We start from the raw sequence: 21,622 nt of genomic DNA, 5'->3' as shown, positions 1-21,622 counted from the left end.
ATTTCATGTTAGTGTAGTTAGTTTAAAAAATTTAAAACAGTTTGGCTTATAAATTCTAGTTGTTCAGTATCTAGTTCGGTATGCATTGGTAATGAAATAACTTCATCAATTAATTGATTTGTAACTTTAAAGTTGTCTTCATTATATCGCTCATCTTTATATGCTTTTTGAGCATGTAATGGAACTGGATAATAAATTGCATTTGGAATATTATTATCTAGTAAATGTTGGTGCAACTCATTTCTTTTTCCATTCGTAATTCTTAATGTATACTGATGAAAAACATGAGTAGTAAAAGCACTGATCACAGGAGTAACAATATTCTCGTTATTTTTAAAAGCATTTGAATAAAACTCTGCTGCCTTTCTTCTTGCCTCACAATAATTATCTAAGTTAGGTAACTTAGCTTTTAAAATAGCAGCTTGTATACTATCTAATCGAGAGTTTACTCCAACCACGTCATGATAATATCTTTTATACATTCCATGATTAACAATTCCTCTTAAGGTATGCGCTAATTCGTCATCATTGGTGAAAATAGCCCCACCATCACCATAACACCCTAAGTTTTTCGAAGGGAAAAATGATGTTGTTCCAACATGTCCAATAGTTCCAGCTTTTTTTACTGTACCATCAGCAAAGGTATAATTGGCTCCAATAGCTTGAGCATTATCTTCAATAACAAAAAGATTATGTTCTTTGGCTACTTCTAGAATGGCTTCCATGTTAGCGCATTGACCAAACAAATGAACGGGAACTATAGCTTTTGTTTTTGGAGTAATTGCTTTTCTTAGAGCTTCAATATTAATATTAAAAGTATCTATTTCAACATCGACTAAAATTGGAGTTAATTGTAATAAACCAATCACTTCCACAGTTGCAGCGAAGGTAAAATCAACAGTAATAACTTCATCACCAGGTTTTAATCCAAGCCCCATCATTGCAATTTGCAAAGCATCCGTTCCATTGGCACAAGGAATAACATGTTTTACATCTAAATATTTCTCTAGGTCAGCTTGGAACTCTTTTACATACGGACCGTTAATATATGCTGAAGAGTTTAAAACTTCTTCAATTGATGTATTAACAACGTCTTTTATTTTTTGATATTGACTCTGTAAGTCGACCATTTGTATTTTTTTCATTGTATACGTTTTATCGATTCAAAAATACGACTATAATTTGTTTTTTTAAAGGTGATCAAAGTAAGTTATTTAGGGTGCATAGAATGATAAGCCAATATTAAATGAATTTGAATAATATAAATTATGTTGAAACAACTCTCCGCTAAAATTTACTGTAAAATATTTTTGCAAATGGAAATTAAACTTCGCACGATAACGTGAAAAATATGAAGAGTAACTATCATAGAAATACATACCATCTAAAAGGATGAAAGTTTTGTCGATATCTGTATTTAATTGATATTGGAGCCCTCCACCAGCAAAATGTCGGTTAGTGGTCATCCAATAAGGAATACCATCTAAATTCGTCGTACCTAGAGAATGAGAACTTTCAGCAACTGTTCTAAAAATATTATTTCCATATTTGATAACTGGGTAATTCATAGCTAGAGAAAGAGTAACATCTGAGTTATTATCGGTGTAATAATTACTTTCTAAGTAGGCGGTGGTACTTATTTTATTTTTAAAATTTTTCTCATAGTAAAGTCCTAAAGAATTAACATACAAAAAATCGTTAAACCCTACATTATTTCTTACAGGAGAAGCCTTATAATTTAAAGAAAACAAACTACTTTCAAGATTGTAGCTTCCTTGGATTCCGAAGTGATAAAAATATTTATTTCTATCCGTTTCAAAACCAAAATTACCAGAATATTGAAATACTCGACTGAATGATTTTGAATTTTCAAATTTGTAGTCTAATCCATATAATGAAAAACTTTTTCCATTTCTATTTACAATATCATTAACTAATGAATGTGTGAATGAAAAATTATGAACATGTTTCTTTTTGTTAATTAAACTATAGGTAAATCTTTTATCAAAGGTGCTTATATCGGCTCTGTTTGTATTTAAAATAGATCGAATACTGTATACGTTGTTTTCTTCTATCATAATAATACGTTGAATACTGTCTCTATTTTTTTTATACAAGAAAGGATTATTATCAAGTATTCGCTTTTGAATATTCCTATTTTGGTAAAGAAAGAATGTATTCAGTTTTTTCCGAATGGATTTATATTCGGGATGTGATGGATCGATTTTAGAAGCAATATTCCAAGCTTTTAAAAACTTTTCTTTCGCTAGATAAAGATCAATCATGGTTTTGTCAGCTAAGAACTTTTCTTCAACTGATGAATACTTATAATCGATATAGAAAGACTCTAATTTCTTATAATTCTTAGTTTCAAATAACCAATAAAGTTGCGTGTCAATAGTAATTTTATCTGAGATAGAAGCCCATTGAATAGCTTTTGATAATTGTTTTTGTTCATAGAAATACCAAGCAAGTTCATTTGATATACGTTTGTAATCACTATTGATGCGAACAGCTGAAAGAACGCCTAATTTGTCATTACTTTCACTCCACAAGTAGGCAGATATATAAGCAATTTTATTTTCAATTGTAGGATTTAATTCAGCCATTAACTTAAGCTTTTCTTGAATAGCGATTCTATTGTTTTTGCTATTATAATTTTTGATATACTCTTCCAGTAAGCTAAGTTTTGTTTCAATTTTGTTTGCCGTTATTATTTTTCGCTCTAACCATATTAACTTACTTCTCTCTGAGGGGTACCAAATAAATTTAGCCATTAACTCTGGTAAACAAGCGGCCTGGTAGTTTTGATGTTTGTAATAGTAAAGTTCTAAATCATTCCAAAAAAGATTCTCTTGCTTAGCCCATCCAGCATATTTAGCATATTTATTCCACGTTTCTATAGATGCTTCCTTGCTTTTAAATATTTCGTCTCGTAGAAACTTTAATTTTTCGCTTAATAACTCTTCATCTGTTTCCTTATAATTTCGGAAATTATTGAATTCAGTTATGAAATTAGAGGAAACTTTTCTAGATGTTTTTTTATCTAAATTAGGGATACGAAGTCTCCCATTGGGCGTTTTTATGTTAATAATAAAACCATCAAGTAGTTTTGTTTTTGTAAAAGGATAATTGTTGTCAACCAAGTATTTAAAAAATGTTCGTGAATTATTAGTTGATATATATACCAACCAATCTTGTTGATTTTGTTTTGAGGTTAAATTATGAACGGTATAGAGCTCATTGTTTATCTCATGTTCAAAGTCGTCAACTCTTAATTTAGAAACAAGTTTACCAGCAGTTTTTACATCAGGGAATTTTGTAAATGGGTAATTTTTAATATGATTTTGAATTAATTTTTCAAAAGTTGGATACATACCAGCTAAATTCTGGTCGTTAGTTTTTCTCCAGTTTAACCCAAGCTTATTTCTAAAACTAAACTCTCCTTTTGTTTTTATGTTTCCCATTGTGGGAATTTGATAAACATCATCTGGATGAACAAAATGCGACCAAATACCAGTATATAAAAACATAGATTCCTTTAAGTATTTTTTGAAATTATTCAAATAAAAACCAGAGGTGTTTCTTGGAAAATCAAACATTTCATGTGTGTAGGGCTCTGGATTAAACTCTCGATCTCCTCCTTTTTTTAATTTACCAGTATAAAGACTGCACATGTATTTTAAAGAAGGTAAGCCAGCATGTAAGGCAAGTACCCCTTGCTTATCAATATAATTGGAAGGAGGAATGTAAGAAATAGGGTGATGGCCATAATCGCTAACATCCCACATTTTTTTTACAGTGTTCATGGCTATTTTAATGTTCTCCGATGTCCAGCTTTTTTTCAAAAGAGAAACATGATTGTAGCCATGTATACCCAATTCGTGATTCGTATTTAATACATCTTGAGTTATTTGATGTGATATGGGAACAAAATTATCTCTGGCCAAGTTCCATTGTTTATAAGAAAAGGGAGGTTCTACATTTTCTTCATAATCAAAAATAATAGTGGTTGTATAATGGAGATTGTATTTTTTTGCGAGTTTTAACATATCAGGCCACCAAATATCTTTAACAAATTTTTGACTCGAAATATTGAATTCGCTGAGTATAGGTTCTTTCATGAAAGGGTAAACAGGGCTAGGGAAATCATCAAGAAAAATAGTGTTTACATTGGCTATTGGATATGGTACACCTTCAAGGGATGATATAATACAGGGAAATAATAATCCTCGTTCGTATTTAGATATTTCGAAAGTTGTATTAAAAAGAATAACCTTTCCTGAACCAATAGTGTTTTCTAAAATAACAGGATAGTTTTTTTCATTTATTGAACTAAGTATTGTTTTTACATTTTTATGAAAACTCCGTTTATTGAAACCATAGTGAATTAAATCTTTAAAAACACCAACCTTATTAAGATTAGGAGTGAAGTTATTTTCGAACAAAATTCCTTTAGCGGTAGTGTTGTATGAATGTAATGAAGTTTTTTTTTGAAGTCCAATTAAATAATTTAAACGCTGATCTGTTGGTAAATTTGTTAGTATGATAGTGCCACCTTTTGCAGTAAATTGAATGAGTTTTTCTATTGCTTTTAACGTTAATGACTCCGTTTTGTCAAGACAAATAACTTTTAAGGAATTTGGAAGTTGATAGTTTTCATCTATTAAGTTATCTAGAGAAATTGAATAAAATGGAATTTTCGTATAATCACATAGCTGTTTTATATGATCTAATGTACTATTGTTATGTAAGGAGTTTCCTAAAAAACTAATTAAAGGGCTTTTTTTGTTAACAAAGAAATTACTCTTGGAAAACTCTTTTTTTGAATTAGAAATACTTGAGTTTAAAGGGCTATTATTTTTTGAGTAAAACCCATAAACAGAGCAAGCAAATAGGAATAGTATAATGCCTATTTTGATAAATTGGTTAGCTTTTCTTTTCATAAGAATAGATTTAGGTTAAGCACTTGTTTTACCTCCAAAATTTGATTTTAAATTAAGGAGCCATTTCTAGTTGTATCTTTATTGCCTGTGGGAGGAATTAAGAAGGTTTGGACTATCTATATTTATTATTAAACAATCATATCTTATAATCTTTTATCGTAAAACAACATTTTATTAATATCACTGCTGTTTTTCTTATTTATTATTTTATAAACTCTTATTCTTTCAGTATTTACATAAGTTGATATTTCTCGTCCTCTCGATTTCAAAATTTTAATAATACTGTCATTTTGTTTTAGTTGATTTTTAGGGGTTAAGAAACCAATACGACTAACATTTTTGTCAACTCCGAGTATTTCAAATAAAAACACGCTGTTCGGAATAATTGCATTTGGATTATTTTTTAAAAAATTTTCTTTTTTCTTATTGTTATGGAACAGGGAGTCTTTTTCAATATAGGTCTCGTTGAGTTCATGGTAGTTAATAAAGAAATGACTTGACTTACTAAATGTCATGGCTCCTTCGTGGTTTACCACAGCGAAACTATACGGTAAATGAGTCGTTATTATTTTGTCATAGGCGGAAAGGAGTTGCCTATTCGTTTCATTAGATTTTTTAACCTTTTTTATAAAGTCTTTTTGTAATATTCCACCAAAAAAGAAAACAAAGAAGATAAAGAAAAACGCAATATCTCTAGAGTTTTTGGAACGAGTCCATTGAATATTATTAAAAAAAAGATCTGAAATAATACACCCAACATTTATTGGAGTAAGAAAACTGAAAATAGTTAGTAAAAGCGTTTTGTCAATAAGGAAATGTTCAGTATGATAAAGTGCCGATATAAAAAGATAAAGAGTACATAAAGTAATAGAAATTAAGTTAAATCTATAGGTTAAGATGTTAACTAAAATGGTTGCTGTACACAATACTGATATTGACTGAATAATAATTTCATAATTAACAAATAGACTTTCTGTTTTTGTAAAATTAGATACCTCAATAAAACTATTCTTTATAAAAAAATCAATATCAAAATGACCGTACTCATAAAATGCCATAAAAAATGTTAGCGTGAGTAATCCAACAGTAAAAGGTAAAAGAGATAATGTTATTTTTTGACTTGTTGTTTTACTGCGATCAAAAAGAGTAAGAATAACAAATGAAGGAATTACCAAAATAAACATAGAAGCAAATGAAGTCAAGGTAATGGCAACAAAGGCAAAACAAATTAAAATCAAGTTTGTCCTAAATTTGTAGTAATGCTGTTTTTCGGATGTTTTTGCTATAATCGGAATTAAAATAAAAACAACGGTAAAAATTTTTTGATGTTTAAATATTGACGCGAGATCGATAGGTAAAATACTTAAGCCAGCAAAAAACAAAAACGAAATAATTAGCGGTATAAGTATTTTATCTTCTTTACTTATGGTTTTTATTATAAAAAATGTCAAAACGGACAGTATAACAGTTTGTAAGAGTCCGAACATTTGCAAACTCATTCCAGAACTAACTTTAAATATTAGACTAAACAAACTAATGAGAACATATTCTCCCATTTCTTGATATTCAATATTAAACCATTTCTGATTTTGTATTAGTGTAAGTTTTTCATAGTCACTAAACCAATTTTCTGAAAAGAGGAATAAATCATTTGTATAGAAATACATTCGAGTGAAAAACACAAAAAGGATAATAATCAATACAGAAAAAAGATCGTAAAGCTCATGATTGCTTGGTTTTTTCGATTTGATGTATTTTAAGATAGAATTTTTCTTTTGAGAGCTTTCTATGAATCCGATATAGTCTGTTGTAAGTTTTTCAAAGGAATGTTTTAACGAAGAATAAATGATTTTTGGATGGTTGAAGTTATTCAAATCGAAAATCAGAAAAACAATGACAAAACATAAGTAATTAAATAGATTAAAGGCTCCTATAAGAGTTAATAGAAAAATGATAACAATACTTAATGAGGCATATTTGCTAATATTGACAACAAAGAACTTTGAAAATAAATAATCACCTTTCTTTTTTGAAGATTTCCTTACAAAATAAAAAAGAACAAAAGTGAATACGAACCTTACCAAAGCATAAAGGAAGCTAGTTTCATGTATTTTCATTAGTTATTATTTAAAGGTAGGTTTGCTTTGTAAATCAATTTGTCCAACAAATATTTCCCATTTAAACTTTTTTAGTTTTCTGAGAATTTTGTTTTTCCCTTTATCACTGTTCATATATTCGATAACGATAAAAGGGAGGTTATACTTTTTCTCAATTTCTTTGATTTTAATTGCTTTTCGTTTGAATTCTTTTCTATCTCTAAACTGATATTTCCTTTCATCGAAACTATAAGAAGTAATTATTGATTCTATGGCTATGGCATTTATTGATTCGTGTGTTGCTTCAATTAAATCTAGCCCAGCATTTTGCATTAAAAAAATAGTAGGGAAAGCATTCTTAATATCTCTTATGAATGCTATTAAATGTTTCTTTAAATGTTTTTGTGTACCATATATCCCGTAATTATCAATATTATCTAAGAATAATCCATCGAATCCCTTCATTTGAATTTTTTCTTTAATATCTTTTAGTAGTATCTTTTGAAGTGGTTTTTTTTCTAAATCTAAATAATAACTATCCCATACTTTATTTTTACCAGAGAGAACAAAGGGTTTAGCTTGTTCATAAAAAGAGGTGAATTTATTTACTTCTCCTAAAGAAATATAACATATCACGTAACGATTGTATTGTTTCAAAACAGCTACTTCACCTGCGGTATAATGACTAGCTTCAACGATAACATAGGTGTAGTTTCGTATTTCATGTACAGGAACTTTTCCATAACATAAAAATACATTCTTAAGATTAGCAAAAGATTTAAATGATAGAATCGAGCTAAGTAATAAAATAAGGTATTTATAATGTAGCATAATAATCTATGTTTTTATAAACTTTTATATTTTCCTTAAAACTTAAAAAAGTAAAAGCAACAGAGGCTATTAGCATTCCATATACACTATCTTCATAAGAAAATAAGCGACTAAGTATTAATCCCGAAGTAATGTTTATAATGCAAGAAAAAGAGAGAATAAGCAATACTTCTTTTTGTTTTTTCATTGATAATAAATAAGATGAGTTTAGCATTCCACAGCACAAAAACAAATAACCGATAACTCCAATATTGGCTACTTTTATATTAATGCCTTTTAGGGGTTCAATAAAAAAGTGATTATACCCCCAACTTCCATAAAGGATGTATAGAATAATAAAATATATTGGAAGAGAAGCTATGAAAATAAGTAACAAGTTTTTGATGTAAAGATTTCTTACTTTGCGTTTATAACTTTTTAAATTGACAAGAGTGGTTTTGTTTTTATAAGTATTTAATAAATTAAATAAAGAGATGTTTCCATATTCAAGAATTCCAGCGAGAAGAAGAAAGAATACAATAGAAATATCCATACCAATTTCATAATCTTTTTCGTAATAAATGGGCATAAAAAAAATTCCGACTTCAGTACCCGACCATGCAATTATTCTATCAATAAAAAAGAAGATGTTGATTAAAATTCCATAGATAAAAGGATGTAGATTATTATAAAATATAGCTCCTTTATGAATTTTTATTTTTGAAGAGCTATGATGTCCTTTTTTTAGCTTAAAATAAATAATGAGGAATATTATAACAGTTGCAATTGCGACGAATAAACCTAAAAAATGAAGTTGATAAATATTAAAAAAAGTATTATCAGTTAATGGCAAGCAGGTTAGAGTGGCAACAATGGTGGCTAGTAAAATGATTTTCCGATTTCTTATTACATGCAGCGGAGCAAAAACTAAAAATAGCATAGCTACCCAGAAAGCATATGAACTAATTAATAAGGCTGTTTTTACAGGATAAAAAGGTAAGGCCAGATTAACTAAGAAAAGTAAGGCAATACAAGAAACAATAAACAAAGTACCTTTTTTTAATAGATAAAAAGTCATCTCCTCTACAAGTCTGAAGTCTTTTAAATAAAAGTGTTTTGATACTTGATTACCTATTACCTGTATAAAACCTCCGCTAATAATCATTCCAATAACAATACCTAAAACCACTACGGTCGATTGAACATGATTAAAACCAGTGTATATATATATCGAAAATCCGTAAGCAATAATAGACGTAAGTTGAATAGCAAATGCCAAAAGATATGAAGTACTCAGAAAATACTGCTTAAAAAAAAGGTATGCATTTAGTGCTATTTTTTTTGGTTTTTCGTCAATAGAACTTTCTTGGTCTAGCTGTTTGTTATTCTTAATAAGTGATTTTACATTAACGGTTAGCTCTTGAAAGATATATGTAGCTAATTCCCAAGAGTTTTTATAACCAAAATCTTCTTGGACATTTTCACTTTTTATACCTAAAGACTCTAAGGTTGCAACAACGACATCAACGGATACAGGGGAGCCGATTTTTTCTTTAATTTTTTGGAGTAGTATAGTAGTACTTTCCTCAATGTTTTTTACCATTGGTTAATAAAAAGGGGTTAATTTTTTTGCAGGTGATTTTTTGGGGGTTAGTTTTTCATAGGTTTCTTCGTACGATTGAATGATCTTGTCCAAGGTGAAATTTTCAAGCACTCTTTTCCGAGACTCAATACCCATATGTTTTCTTATGTCATGGTTGTTAAGTAAGTAAACAACCCTGTCACCTAGAGTTCTATAGTCTTTGGGTTTACAAACGAATCCTGTTTTTTCCGTAATGGCCTCGGCAACGCCACCAACATCAGTTCCAACAACAGGCACTCCGCAGCTCATTGATTCAATTACGGTATAAGGAAATCCCTCAGATATTGAAGTAAGTATTGAAATATCTCCTTCTAAAAAAGCTTTATTAGGCTGGCTGTGATGCCCTGCAAGTATGAAGTTTTCTTTTAAGTTGAGTTTCGCTATTAAAGTCTCACATTCTTCAACATAATCCAAATCTGCTTTTTTATCACCGTAAACGATAAACCTAACCGAGGGAATTTGATTTGCTACATATTCACAGGTTTTGATCATTGTGATGATATCTTTTAAGGCAAATATTCTTGCTATGGCAACAACAGTTGGAATGTTTTTTAAATGATCTGGCTTTTCACCAATATTAAATCGATTTTCATCAACACCATTGTAAATTACTTTGGATCTTTCTTCGTCCAAACCATATCTGAACTCCCACTTTGTATTGAACTTACTTACAGAAGTTACTAAATCAGCTTTTGTATAAGCGAGCCTACAAATTGATTCAGAACTTTTGATGATAAAGTTTTTAACGAAAAAAGACATCGACGAGCTGCTAATGTTAATCATGTTTTCTCTAATAAAAACCCCATGCTCAGTTGCCATTATCGATGCATTATATTGTTTTTTAGCAATTAATGCAGGCAGAATGGGTAAACCAGCTAATGTAATATGTACAATATCTACCTTAGGAATTGGAATGGCTAAAGGTAAAAGTAGTTTGCTTATATATTGAAGAGAAAAAGCAAGATCACTAATAACCAATTCATCAGGATTATTACTGCTTTCTTCAATAATTTTTTTAAATTCTTTCCATACCAATTGATGCTTTAGAGTAATATCAAAATCGTATTTTTCAAAGTATTCCCAAAGCTCATAGATACTCTGTTCCAACTTATCTAGATCTCTATCATTACCAACTAAATTGGAAACGAATATTTCGAAAGGCTTTAGAAAGTAATATTGTATACTAATGTTATTGGTGTTTTTTTTCTTATTAACTATATGTTTATAAGAATAACCATAATTCATTATATCGCATAAGTCATACGAAGCCCAAAGAGGAACTTGAATAATGTCTTTTACATTAGTATGAATACTATACTTTGGCTTCTCTTCATAGTGAGCATTCAAAGCATAAATAATATAATCTACCCGTTTAGTTAAGTTGCACAATGTATGTGACCAACTTGAGACCCCGCCGTAATTATAAGGATAGGTACCTTCGGTAACAAGAAGAACTCTTTTGTTTACAACAGATTCTCTTATTTTTTTTAATTTCATTTCAAATTGTTTAAAATTTAAAATAAGAGCTCGGGGGGAACCGCAAATTTATGTAAAAGGTATAAGTCCGGGGATAAGGGTTTTTGCTGAAACTTTACTAGGGGTTTTACTAGATGTTTTTAGGGTTTGTGAGTGGTTTTCGTGAAAGTATGCTGGTAATCATTAAAAATGAGAGGGTAAAAAAATATTTCTATCTATATTTATCATTGTAAAATTTTCAAAAATGAATTTATTAAAAAGGATTTTTAATCGAAAGATTGTAATATCTGTGTTTTTATTATTAATAATAGGAGGCTTTTTGTTTTATAAAAGTTTGAAACCAACTTACAATGGAGAACTAGATTTGAAAGGTATTTCGGAATCTGTGACTGTATATTTTGATGAAGTTGGGGTACCTCATATAAACGCAAATAATAATATTGATGCTTACACGGCTTTAGGATATGTTCATGCTCAGGACAGGTTATGGCAAATGGAATTAATTCGAAGAATTGCTTCTGGAAGACTTGCTGAAGTTTTTGGTAAAGATATGGTCCGAGTGGATAAGTTTTTTTCAGGATTAGGAATAGAGGAAGCTGGAGCAAAAAATATAGAGAGAGCCAATAAAAGTAGCGAGTCATATAAAATGGCCTTGGCTTATTTAAATGGAATAAATCAATTTATAGAAAACGGACCAACTCCGATAGAATTTTACCTTGTGGGAGTTGATAAGGAAGAATACACCTTAAAAGATATTTATAATGTTTTTGGATATATGGCATTTAGTTTTGCTGTAGCTCATAGAACAGATCCAATGCTTACCGAAGTTAAAGAAAAACTTGGTGAGAATTACCTTCAAGAGTTGATAGGGGCTGAGTACTCGAATTTGACATTGATCAAAAACCAACAAAACCCAGAACTCAAAGCGGACTTTGCAGGAGCTATCAATGACATTATGGACAAACTACCTGTATCACCATTTATTGGAAGTAACTCTTGGGTAATTGGCGGGCAGAAAACAAAAACAGGAAAAGTACTTTTTGCAAATGATCCTCATATTGGATATTCACAACCTTCTGTTTGGTATCAGTCACATATTAAAACTCCAAGTTATGAGATGTATGGTTTCAATTTGGCATTAACTCCTTTTCCGTTACTAGGACATAATAGAGAATATGCCTATGGAATGACGATGTTCGAAAATGATGATGTCGATTTTTATATTGAGGAGAATTCTGAAAAGGATGACATGTATTATAAAACCAAAGAAGGTCTGAAGAAATACAATTTGATTGATAAAAGAATAAAAATAAAAAATGAACCAGATACAACATATCAAATAAAAGTGAGCCAACATGGACCCATTATGAATGGTCTTATTGAACATCTAGAAGATTCTCGTCCTATAGCAATGCAATGGATTTATACTAAAATCGAAAATGACTTACTTGAAGCTTCTTATCGATTGTCACATTCGAAATCACTTTCACAATTTAAAGAAGGTGCGGCTATGCTTCATGCACCAGGATTAAATGTTATGTATGGTGATTCAAAGAATAATATAGCATGGTTTGCATCAGGAAAATTGTATAAATATCGAGATAGTTTATACACAAAAGTCTTTTTAGATGGTGCTTCTGGAAAAGATGAAATTATTGAGTATTTAGATTTTAAAGAAAACCCTCAAGCCATTAACCCCGATTGGAATTATGTGTACTCAGCGAATAATCAACCTGATACTATTGCTGGAATATTGTACCCAGGATATTATTTACCCGAAGATAGAGCAAGAAGAATTGAGAATTTATTAGACGCGAAGGACGACTTTTCTAAAGAGGATGTTGCAAAAATGATATATGACGTAACATCTGTTACTGCTCCAGAAATTATTAAATCATGGTTAGCACATGTTGACAAGAGCAACCTGACACCAAGTGAGGCAAAGGCCATGAATATTTTAAAAGAATGGGATGGGTATTTTGGTAAGGATGAAATAGGACCAGTACTGTATAATAGAATGTGGTATGAGTTTGCGAAAAACACCTTTAAAGATGAAATGGGAAAAGCTTTCAATCTTTTTATGAATACACCTTTTGAAGAAAAGGTGGTAGCTGCTCATGTGAAAAGAGAAGAGTCCGTATGGTGGGACGATGTAAAAACAACGGATAAGAAGGAAACTAAAAAAGATATTATTATAAAATCGTATAAAAATGCCATCGCATTTCTTCAAAATCAACTGGGCGAAAATGTTGACGATTGGAAGTGGAAAAGGGTTGCTTCTGTAGAGCATGAGCACGCCATAGGAAAAGCAGGAGGAGTTTTAAGGGAAATTTTTAATGTAGGGCCTTTTGAAACGGTTGGAGGAGATCAGGTGATTAATAACCACATTTATAAAATTGACAGTACTGGGTATTATAAAACTCATGCTGGACCTTCAACAAGAAGAGTTATTGATTTTTCAGATATAGAAAATAGTATTACCGTAATTCCAACTGGACAATCAGGAAATGTGTTAAGTCCATATTATAAAGATCAAGCAGAGAAGTATTTGAATGGAGCATTTGTTAAAATGAAGCTCAATCAAGAAGAAATTGAAAGTTCAAAGAGTGTCCTCATTTTTAAACCTAATTAATAATAAAATAGGGAGGTTCAAAACCTCCCTATTTTATTCTATTTTTTTATAAACTTCATTAAAAGGTATTCTGAATCGTTCACCATAAACACCTTCAGGTTTTCTAATCCCACAAGAAACAACCATATTTATTTCGGCTTGATAAGGTAAGTCTAATAAGTATTTTATACGTTTGGTGTCAGAGCCTTCCATAGGGCAGGTATCATAACCTTTAGCAGCCATTGATAACATAAAAGTTTGGGCAGCAAGACCGCAAGTTTTATGGGCTACTATGCGCATATCACTATTACGAACTTGCCTGTATATTGGGCGAAACAATCCAGTAATTGAAACCATAAAATATTTTAACCAACCAAAAACTCCTAAAAAATCAAAATAAGCAAAAGGAATAACCTTTCCATAGTAGTTTCTCGCTACTTTTTCACGCTTACGCCATTCAGATTTAGGCTTGTTTTTACCAAAAACCCTATCCATAAAATCTAAGTTAGCCTTGGCTCTTTTTTTCCATAAATCTTTTCTGACAACAAAAACAACTATTTGTTGAGCAGTTTTAGCGGCATTTTGATTAAAGCATAAAGGAGCTAATTTCTTAATTATATCTTTTGAGGTTATATGATAAAACTCCCATAATTGCATATTACTGCTGTTCGGAGCTAAACTTGCTAACTCTAGGCATTCAGTAATAATTTTTGAGTCAATGTTTTTTTCAGGATCATATACTCTGATCGATCTTCTAAATTTGATCGCTTCGGATGTGATTTTTTCAGACATTAAAGTTTTTTATAATGGTTTATCCTAGCTTCATTAAAGTTTTTAATTGCTTTAGCTTCCCTTTATACGGTGCATATCTCGTAGGGATGTCTAACCAAGTACCTCGTGAAACAATACCTTTTTTATGTGTAAATGTATCAAAGGATCTCTTTCCGTGGTAACTTCCTATACCACTTTCTCCAACTCCTCCAAAAGGAAGCCTGTGATTGGCGAAATGAACCGTTGTGTCATTAATTGTTCCACCACCAAAGGAATACTCTGATATCATTTTACGTATAAAGTTTTTCCGATTTGAAAAAATGTAAAAAGCCAAAGGTTTGTCGAATGACGATATTACGTTACCAATTTCTTGTTCAGAGGTATAAGAGATAATAGGTAAAAGTGGACCAAAAATTTCTTCTTGCATCACCTTACTTGTTAATAACGGTTCGTCAACAATGGTTGGAGAGATATAACGGTCTTCTTTGCTTGTTTTTCCACCGACAGCTATTGTTTCACCCTTAATCATATCAGAAAGTCTCTCAAAGTTTTTTGAATTAATAATTCTAGCATAATCTTCTGAAGATTTTGGTGCTTCTCCATAGGCTTTCTGTAACTCCTTTTTAAACAATTTAATAAATTCAGCTTTCGCCGATGTATGTATTAGAAGATAGTCAGGAGCAATGCAAGTTTGACCACAGTTGATAAATTTACCCCATACAATTCTTCTAGCAGCAAGTTTCAAACTTGCCGTTTCATCAATAATACAAGGACTTTTACCTCCTAGTTCTAAAGTTGTTGGAGTCAAATATTCTGCAGCAGCTTTTGCTACTATTTTACCAACTGAAACGCTTCCTGTGAAAAAGATATAATCCCATCGAATATTAAGTAGTTCTTGAGAAACGGAAACACCTCCTTCAATAACCGAAACATGGTCTTGTTGAAATATTTTGTGAACGATCTCGCTTGTTATATTACTAGTGTTTGGAGTAAGTTCAGAAGGTTTCAGTAAAACAGTATTTCCTGCTGCAACTGCACCGATGAGTGGGGCGAAAGCCAATTGAAATGGATAGTTCCATGGTGATATTATTAAAGTATTTCCAAAAGGTTCGCTATAAATTTTAGCAGAAGAAGGGAAATTCAATAAAGAGGGTAAAACTCTTTTAGGCTTACTCCACTTATGAATATTTTTAATAGTTAATTTTAATTCAGATAAAACAATTGATATCTCCGTCATTACCGTTTCATATTCTGATTTTTTAAAATCATTATGAATAGCGTTAATAATATCCTTTTCTCTCGCTATAATCTCTTTTAAAAGTGATTTTAAAACTTTTTTTCTAAAAGAAATGTCCTTCGTTTTTTGAGATTTGAAAAAGTCTTTTTGCAGCTGAACAATATTTTGAATACTCATTATTCTTGTAATACTTTGAGTTTTTTATTCATTAATTTAAACCAAATAGGAGGAAACAATGCTACAAGCATCATCCCTGGATATCCTGTAGGCATTTGCGGGCTTTCAGAAAGTGATTTTAAAAGTTGGTAGTGCTTACTTCCATTATAGTGATGATCCGAATGTCTTGAAAGGTTAAATAGCATATACTTACCAATAATATGATCCGAATTCCAAGAATGAGTTCTTTTTACTCGTTCATAACGCCCACGTTCGTTTCTTTTCCTTAATAATCCATAGTGTTCTATATAATTCACTGTTTCTAAAAGTAAAATTCCGACTACAGCAGCACTTATAAATGCAATTGCAGCTTTGAGTCCTAAAAAAAAGAAAATTAAAGAAATCAAAGATATAGACGATATTGTGTATATAATCATCCTGTTTTGATAATGAAACCAAGGGCGATTACTTGTCAAAAGCCTTTTATTTTCTAATCTCCAGGCTTGGTAATAACTTTGAAAATGAGAACGAATCCAGAAAAAATATAAATTTTCATTCTTTCTTGCTGTGGCTGCATCTTTAGGAGTTGCTACATTAAAATGATGCCCTGCGTTATGGTAAGGAAGAAAATGAGTATTCAATGAGGTAAGCAATAGGATTTCTCCTAAAAATTCATCCTTTCTATTATTTCTATGCCCCAATTCATGGCCAACATTAATACCAATAACTCCGCACATTAACCCCATAGAAAAAGTCTTTCCTAGAAGATCCGAAAGAGGCATGTTTTGATGCACAACAAATAGTAGAAACCATCCTAAGAAAAAGAGATGTATAGGAATGGTAAAGTATAAAATATAGGTATATAATTTATTGCTTTTTGCTACCTCCTCTTCCTCTGAGTTGAAGTTGTTATTGTTTGGTTTACAAAATAGTTCGAGTAAAGGAACAAATATAAAAAACGTAAAAATAGGTAAATACGTCAACCATCCTTCCTGAAGGAAAGAAATAGAAACCGTCAAAGGTAATATAAGGAAAGCCAGATATTTAAGAGGACGCATTAGGAATATTTTTCCTAAATATACAAAATTAGGAACAAGCTTTCCAAATAGAATTTTGAGGTGTAGGAGCAGTTATTTTAATGTTTTCCTTACTCACAGGATGTGTAAATTCAATCTTTCTTGCATGTAAAGAAATACCTCCATCATCATTACTTCGTTTATCACCGTATTTTAGATCACCTTTTATAGGATGATTTATGTGAGACAACTGAACTCTAATTTGATGATGCCTACCCGTTTCTAAGTTTATTTGAAGCAATGAATAATTTTGAAGTTTTTTTACGAGGTAATAATGAAGTATAGCTTTTTTGCTACCGGTTATTTCTTTTTTATAAACAAAAGATTTATTGAGCTTTGGATTTTTCTTGAGGAAATTTGAAAGGCTTCCTTGTTCATTTTTAGGATGACCTTTTACGATAGCCCAATAGGTTTTGGTTACTTTTTTATCTCTAAACATTTTATTTAAACGCTCAAGAGCTTTTGACGTTTTAGCGTAAATAACAATACCAGAGGTGGGGCGGTCTAACCGATGTACAGTTCCTAAAAAAACATTACCTGGTTTATTGTATTTTTCTTTGAGATATTCTTTAATAATATCACTTAATGGTGCATCACCCGTTTTGTCTCCTTGTGTAATATCTCCACAACGCTTATTTACAACAATGATATGATTATCCTCGAATAATACCTGAAGAGATTCTTTTGTTGTGTGCATTTTAATTATTTGAAATCTTGTGCAACATCCTCATTAACCTGTTCTATAAATTTAAGAAACTCATCTCTACCAAAATTATTGGCAGATGAGGTAATGAAAGACATAGGAAGCTCTTCCCAGTATTTTAGTAACTCTTTTTTATATGAAGTTATTTGTTTTCCTAGCTTTGAACTACCTAGTTTGTCTGCTTTTGTAAATATAATACAAAAAGGAACCTGATTTTCCCCAAGAAATTGCATAAAATCTAAGTCTATTTTTTGAGGATCATGCCTAGAGTCAACTAATACAAATGCACAAACCAACTGTTCCCTTTCTTTGAAGTAGTATTCAATGAATCCTTGAAATTTGGCTCTTTTTTTCTTTGAAACTTGGGCATAACCATATCCAGGGAGATCAACTAAAAACCATTCATTATTTATTTTAAAGTGATTTATTAGTTGAGTTTTTCCAGGTTTTCCAGAAGTTTTAGCTAAGTCTTTTCGTTCCATGAGCATGTTAATCAACGAAGATTTACCAACATTAGAACGACCAATAAATGCATATTCAGGAATGCGTTCTTTAGGGCAGTTAATTACATTGGTATTGCTAACAACAAACTCAGCAGACTTTATTTTCATTTGATTATATTTAAATTAAATACTTGTCATTAAAAGATATAAAAACAAGGTAGTATTCTATAAACCGAACACAAATTTTGTAAAAAGCAGATCAGTTTTGTTTTATTGTATTGAAAGAAGTTTAGGCTATAATTAAATATTACGCTCAATAAACCACTTTTCTAGAATATCGTTAAATTCTTCTGGTGTTTCCATCATTGCGGCATGACCACAATTATCAATCCAATATAAATTAGAATCAGGCAAAAGTTTATGGAAATCTTCAGCAACTTCAGGAGGAGTAACAGTATCTTGTTTACCCCATATAAGACATGTAGGTTGATTCATATTAGGTAAATCTTTAGCCATATTATGTCTCACGGCACTTTTTGCAATAGCTAATGTTCTCACTAAAGAGTTCCTATCGTTGATAACATCATAAACTTGTTCAACCAATTCATCCGTAGCAATTTCTGGGTCAAAGAAAACTGCGCGTGTTTTGTTACGAACAAATTCTTTATCACCTCTTCTTGGGTAATTATTACCCATAGAGTTTTCGTACAAACCAGAGCTACCAGTTAAGACAAGAGCGGAAACATCCTCAGGGTATTGTTTTATGTAATATAAGGCAATATGACCTCCAAGAGAATTACCTAATAAAACAACGTCTTTTAACTTTTTGAATTCAATAAACTCATGCAAAAATTTAGCTAAGTTTTTGACGTTAGTTTTTAATAAAGGTAATGTGTATAGAGGAAGTTCTGGGATGAAAACTTTGTATCCTTTTTCTGAGAAATATTTAAAAGTTGCGTCAAAATTACTCAATGCTCCCATGAGTCCGTGTAAAACGATAATAGCTTTTCCTTCTCCTGCTTCTGCGAACGTAAATTTGCCTTCTTTCTTTAAAAATTCAGTCATAAAAAGTTTGATTTGACTTACCGACAAATGTAGTTTTTTTTTACCACATTTTCATTTTTATTATTTTATTGAAGGAATTGATTTTATTTTAGAGTGCTAATACCTTGTTTTTTAAAGCTAAAACGATTGATTACTAGTGTTTAGAGGAATAGCTCTATAAAAGAAACAAGCCAGCACTTATTGCTGACTTGTTTATGTTTTAGGGGTGTTTATTTGTTTTCAAAAGAATTATTTCTTAATAAATTTTCTTGAAACGGTAACTCCATTATCTAACTGTATTTTTATAATGTAAACTCCTCTATTCAATTTGCTAATGTCAATATTGTTAACCTCGTTGTTTTTATCAGATTTATAGGTCATTTCTCTTTTACCCAAAACAGATACAATATCGTATTTTGTAATCTTCTGTTTTCCGGTATTCAGATAAATGGTGTTTCTTGTTGGGTTTGGATAAATACTTAGGTTTTCTGATTCGTTTCTATTTTCATCCAAGATAACACCGAATAGCGCCTTTAATTCCTCTTTTTGTTTTTCCGATAACACAGGACCAGTATTAGAAGACCTGTGGTTGTAGGTAAGTTGGTATGTCCAGCCTTCATCTAAACAACAATCAGGATTTGGAGGTGTGTATAATCCTATTAAGTATAAAGTGTCGTCATCAAAAGGATAGCCTGGAAAAGTTGTTGTGAGGTTCCATGCTGGTCCTGTTCCAGAACCAAATGGGGTTGTTACGTAACTACTTCCAGTGTTTCCCCAACCTAAGGTAGTAATATCGTACGTAAGAGTTCCTCCTGTATATCCTGTGACTTCAATAACATACCAGAAATAATCAGCTTGTCCAGCAACTGAACTATCACATAGTAATTTGTCATCTGAAGCGTCAATAGTATTGATAGATCCTGTAATTTCCTGCGGGTTTCCTTGATGTTGTACTGTAATACTGTATGCTGGATCATCTAATTGTTGAAGAGAAATATCGTCTATAGCTACGTCATTTCCATCTCCCAAACCATCTTCTTTCAAAACAAATTGAATGGTTATATTTCCTAGTCCATTGAAAACAGCGCTTTCCAGTTGCCAATCACAAGGATCAGATTCATCAGTGTTTACTGTAAAGAAACCAGAATTATATGTTGATGCTCCAGTTACTCTTATTTCAATTTCAGGTAAAATATCAAATGTAGCTTGGGGCATATTCTTGAAGTTTGCGCACAATTTGTATTTTTTTTCTTCTTGATCATCACTACTACCTAAGGTAATATTCTGTTCGTAGATTACACTTTCGGTTCCAGAAGGTTGGGTTGTTCTACCGTTAACAAATAGTACTTCATCATTAGTGCTTCCAATTGTACAGGAAGAATGGTCATTAATATTCCAAAGAGGAGAAATGTTTAATCCATCCGCGTTTGTTCCTACATAATATTGTCCAGGAACAGTTCCATAAAGGCTATTTGTCCCTACTGAATAGCTGCTAGAAAAACCAGAATTTCCGTTTTCGAAGTTTCCGTTTCTTATTTCATTTACATCTGAATCGCAGCAATAATCGGTTTCACCTTGAGGTTGAGTGTCGTCTACAGTTAAGCAAAAGTTGTCAAGACCAATGTATCTTTTCCCTCCTCCATCGCCATAGCTAATAACAGTATCGCTATGGGTAATCATTATGTGGGTAATGCTAGGGATGCTCATTCCTGCTGTCGCAATTGTAATACTTACATTTTGTTTAATGTTACTGCAGTCGCCTGTTATAGGTATTGTACCTAAAAGTACCGTGTTTCCAGGAAACAAATTTAAGTTGTCGGGAGTGAAATTTGAACTAGGAGTGGTACCCAAACTGGCTCCCGGGTTGTATATTCCATACACTCCGATTTCTACATCGGCATCAACGCCAGAATCTTTGTATAAACAAGCAACATCAAATGTAAAATCATAATTTCCAGTATTTGCAGGAATTGGGGTTAAAAAGGTGTTGTATAAACCTTCTCTCCAAGTTGTGTTTGGAAAAGGATGGTTTGAAATCCAAAAACCAGCATAATTGCCAGTGGCAGGAGCTGGATAAGTAAAAGGTCCAGCATTGAAGGCATAGAAATCAGCTAGTGATCCTGAGCCCCAAATAGCACTAAATCCTTGAGCGAGATTAATGTCTTGGTCGGATCCAGTCGGGGTTCCGATTTCTAGGTCTCCGTTGTCAAAATAATTTCCAGGGCAAAATTCTTGTTGACTGAAGCTAAGTGTATTAACCGCAATCAAAAAAATATACAGAAGGTAGTTTTTGAAATTCATGATAAAAGTTTTTATATATCCTACTCTTTTTAGGCTTTTCGGTTTCTGCCTTTTTATTGTATATCAGTAGTTCAGGTTTTTTGTTACCCCATTTTTCTAATTTTTTTATTTCGAGTTTATCTTTTATTGAATATTGCTTGCTTAATAGAGAAAGGAGGGAAGTGGTGAGGTGTTTAATTGGGTGCTTCAAAGTTTTTTTTGAAAATGTTTAAAGGGAAGATTGAAAATAAATTCATTAATGTCAGAAGTTGATGAATAACGTTTTTCTCCGTTTGTTCTGAACCTGTTGAAATATAAAACTGTGTTTGTG

Annotated in this window: 14 protein-coding genes; 1 reads left to right on the top strand and 13 read right to left on the bottom strand. The window is 31.3% G+C overall.

The window, feature by feature from the left end; genetic code table 11:
• Positions 1–17: 17 nt before the first annotated feature.
• From ACKTTV_RS06805 to pelF, 6 genes are all read right to left on the bottom strand, one after another.
• Entirely contained in the window at positions 18–1,145 is a 1,128-nt protein-coding gene (locus ACKTTV_RS06805; protein ID WP_408030071.1) for a DegT/DnrJ/EryC1/StrS family aminotransferase, read from the bottom strand.
• A 69-nt stretch (positions 1,146–1,214) separates the two neighbouring features.
• Positions 1,215–4,946 carry a DUF2194 domain-containing protein gene (locus tag ACKTTV_RS06800; RefSeq protein WP_408030070.1) on the bottom strand — a complete coding sequence of 1,244 codons (3,732 nt, stop codon included), beginning with the start codon at positions 4,944–4,946 and terminating at the stop codon, positions 1,215–1,217.
• 143 nt (positions 4,947–5,089) lie between these two features.
• The gene (locus tag ACKTTV_RS06795) at positions 5,090–7,063 is read right to left on the bottom strand and encodes a hypothetical protein (RefSeq protein ID WP_408030069.1); all 1,974 of its coding nucleotides are present in this window, start codon (positions 7,061–7,063) and stop codon (positions 5,090–5,092) included.
• Between the two features lie 6 nt (positions 7,064–7,069).
• Positions 7,070–7,873: an endo alpha-1,4 polygalactosaminidase gene (locus ACKTTV_RS06790; protein ID WP_408030068.1), complete on the bottom strand. Its 804-nt coding sequence runs from the start codon at positions 7,871–7,873 to the stop codon at positions 7,070–7,072.
• Complete coding sequence (locus tag ACKTTV_RS06785) at positions 7,860–9,455, bottom strand: MATE family efflux transporter (RefSeq protein ID WP_408030067.1); 1,596 nt, start codon at positions 9,453–9,455, stop codon at positions 7,860–7,862. The genes ACKTTV_RS06790 and ACKTTV_RS06785 overlap by 14 nt, the downstream gene beginning before the upstream one ends.
• A 3-nt stretch (positions 9,456–9,458) precedes the next feature.
• A complete protein-coding gene (gene pelF / locus ACKTTV_RS06780) occupies positions 9,459–10,991 on the bottom strand; it encodes a GT4 family glycosyltransferase PelF (protein WP_408030066.1) in 1,533 nt (510 codons plus the stop codon).
• Between the two features lie 223 nt (positions 10,992–11,214).
• Here pelF and ACKTTV_RS06775 point away from each other — a divergent pair, with 223 nt between their 5' ends.
• Entirely contained in the window at positions 11,215–13,602 is a 2,388-nt protein-coding gene (locus tag ACKTTV_RS06775) for a penicillin acylase family protein (RefSeq protein ID WP_408030065.1), read from the top strand.
• A 33-nt stretch (positions 13,603–13,635) separates the two neighbouring features.
• Here the strand turns inward: ACKTTV_RS06775 and ACKTTV_RS06770 are convergent, their stop codons facing one another.
• The 7 genes from ACKTTV_RS06770 to ACKTTV_RS06740 form a co-directional block, all read right to left on the bottom strand.
• Positions 13,636–14,373: a nitroreductase family protein gene (locus ACKTTV_RS06770; protein WP_408030064.1), complete on the bottom strand. Its 738-nt coding sequence runs from the start codon at positions 14,371–14,373 to the stop codon at positions 13,636–13,638.
• 19 nt (positions 14,374–14,392) lie between these two features.
• Complete coding sequence (locus ACKTTV_RS06765; RefSeq protein ID WP_408030063.1) at positions 14,393–15,766, bottom strand: aldehyde dehydrogenase; 1,374 nt, start codon at positions 15,764–15,766, stop codon at positions 14,393–14,395.
• Positions 15,766–16,803 carry an alkane 1-monooxygenase gene (locus tag ACKTTV_RS06760; protein ID WP_408030062.1) on the bottom strand — a complete coding sequence of 346 codons (1,038 nt, stop codon included), beginning with the start codon at positions 16,801–16,803 and terminating at the stop codon, positions 15,766–15,768. The genes ACKTTV_RS06765 and ACKTTV_RS06760 overlap by 1 nt, the downstream gene beginning before the upstream one ends.
• A gap of 28 nt (positions 16,804–16,831) precedes the next feature.
• Positions 16,832–17,518: an RluA family pseudouridine synthase gene (locus ACKTTV_RS06755; RefSeq protein ID WP_408030061.1), complete on the bottom strand. Its 687-nt coding sequence runs from the start codon at positions 17,516–17,518 to the stop codon at positions 16,832–16,834.
• Between the two features lie 5 nt (positions 17,519–17,523).
• Positions 17,524–18,135: a ribosome biogenesis GTP-binding protein YihA/YsxC gene (gene yihA, locus ACKTTV_RS06750; protein ID WP_408030060.1), complete on the bottom strand. Its 612-nt coding sequence runs from the start codon at positions 18,133–18,135 to the stop codon at positions 17,524–17,526.
• A gap of 132 nt (positions 18,136–18,267) precedes the next feature.
• Positions 18,268–19,032 (bottom strand): alpha/beta fold hydrolase, encoded by a 765-nt coding sequence (locus ACKTTV_RS06745; RefSeq protein WP_408030059.1) that lies wholly within the window; start codon positions 19,030–19,032, stop codon positions 18,268–18,270.
• Positions 19,033–19,260: 228 nt separating this feature from the next.
• Positions 19,261–21,312 carry a T9SS type A sorting domain-containing protein gene (locus tag ACKTTV_RS06740; RefSeq protein ID WP_408030058.1) on the bottom strand — a complete coding sequence of 684 codons (2,052 nt, stop codon included), beginning with the start codon at positions 21,310–21,312 and terminating at the stop codon, positions 19,261–19,263.
• Positions 21,313–21,622 lie beyond the last annotated feature (310 nt).

Origin of the sequence: Tenacibaculum xiamenense (assembly GCF_964513065.1) — a bacterium.
Classification (GTDB): domain Bacteria; phylum Bacteroidota; class Bacteroidia; order Flavobacteriales; family Flavobacteriaceae; genus Polaribacter; species Polaribacter xiamenense.
This window is presented reverse-complemented; position numbering and strand designations above follow the sequence as displayed.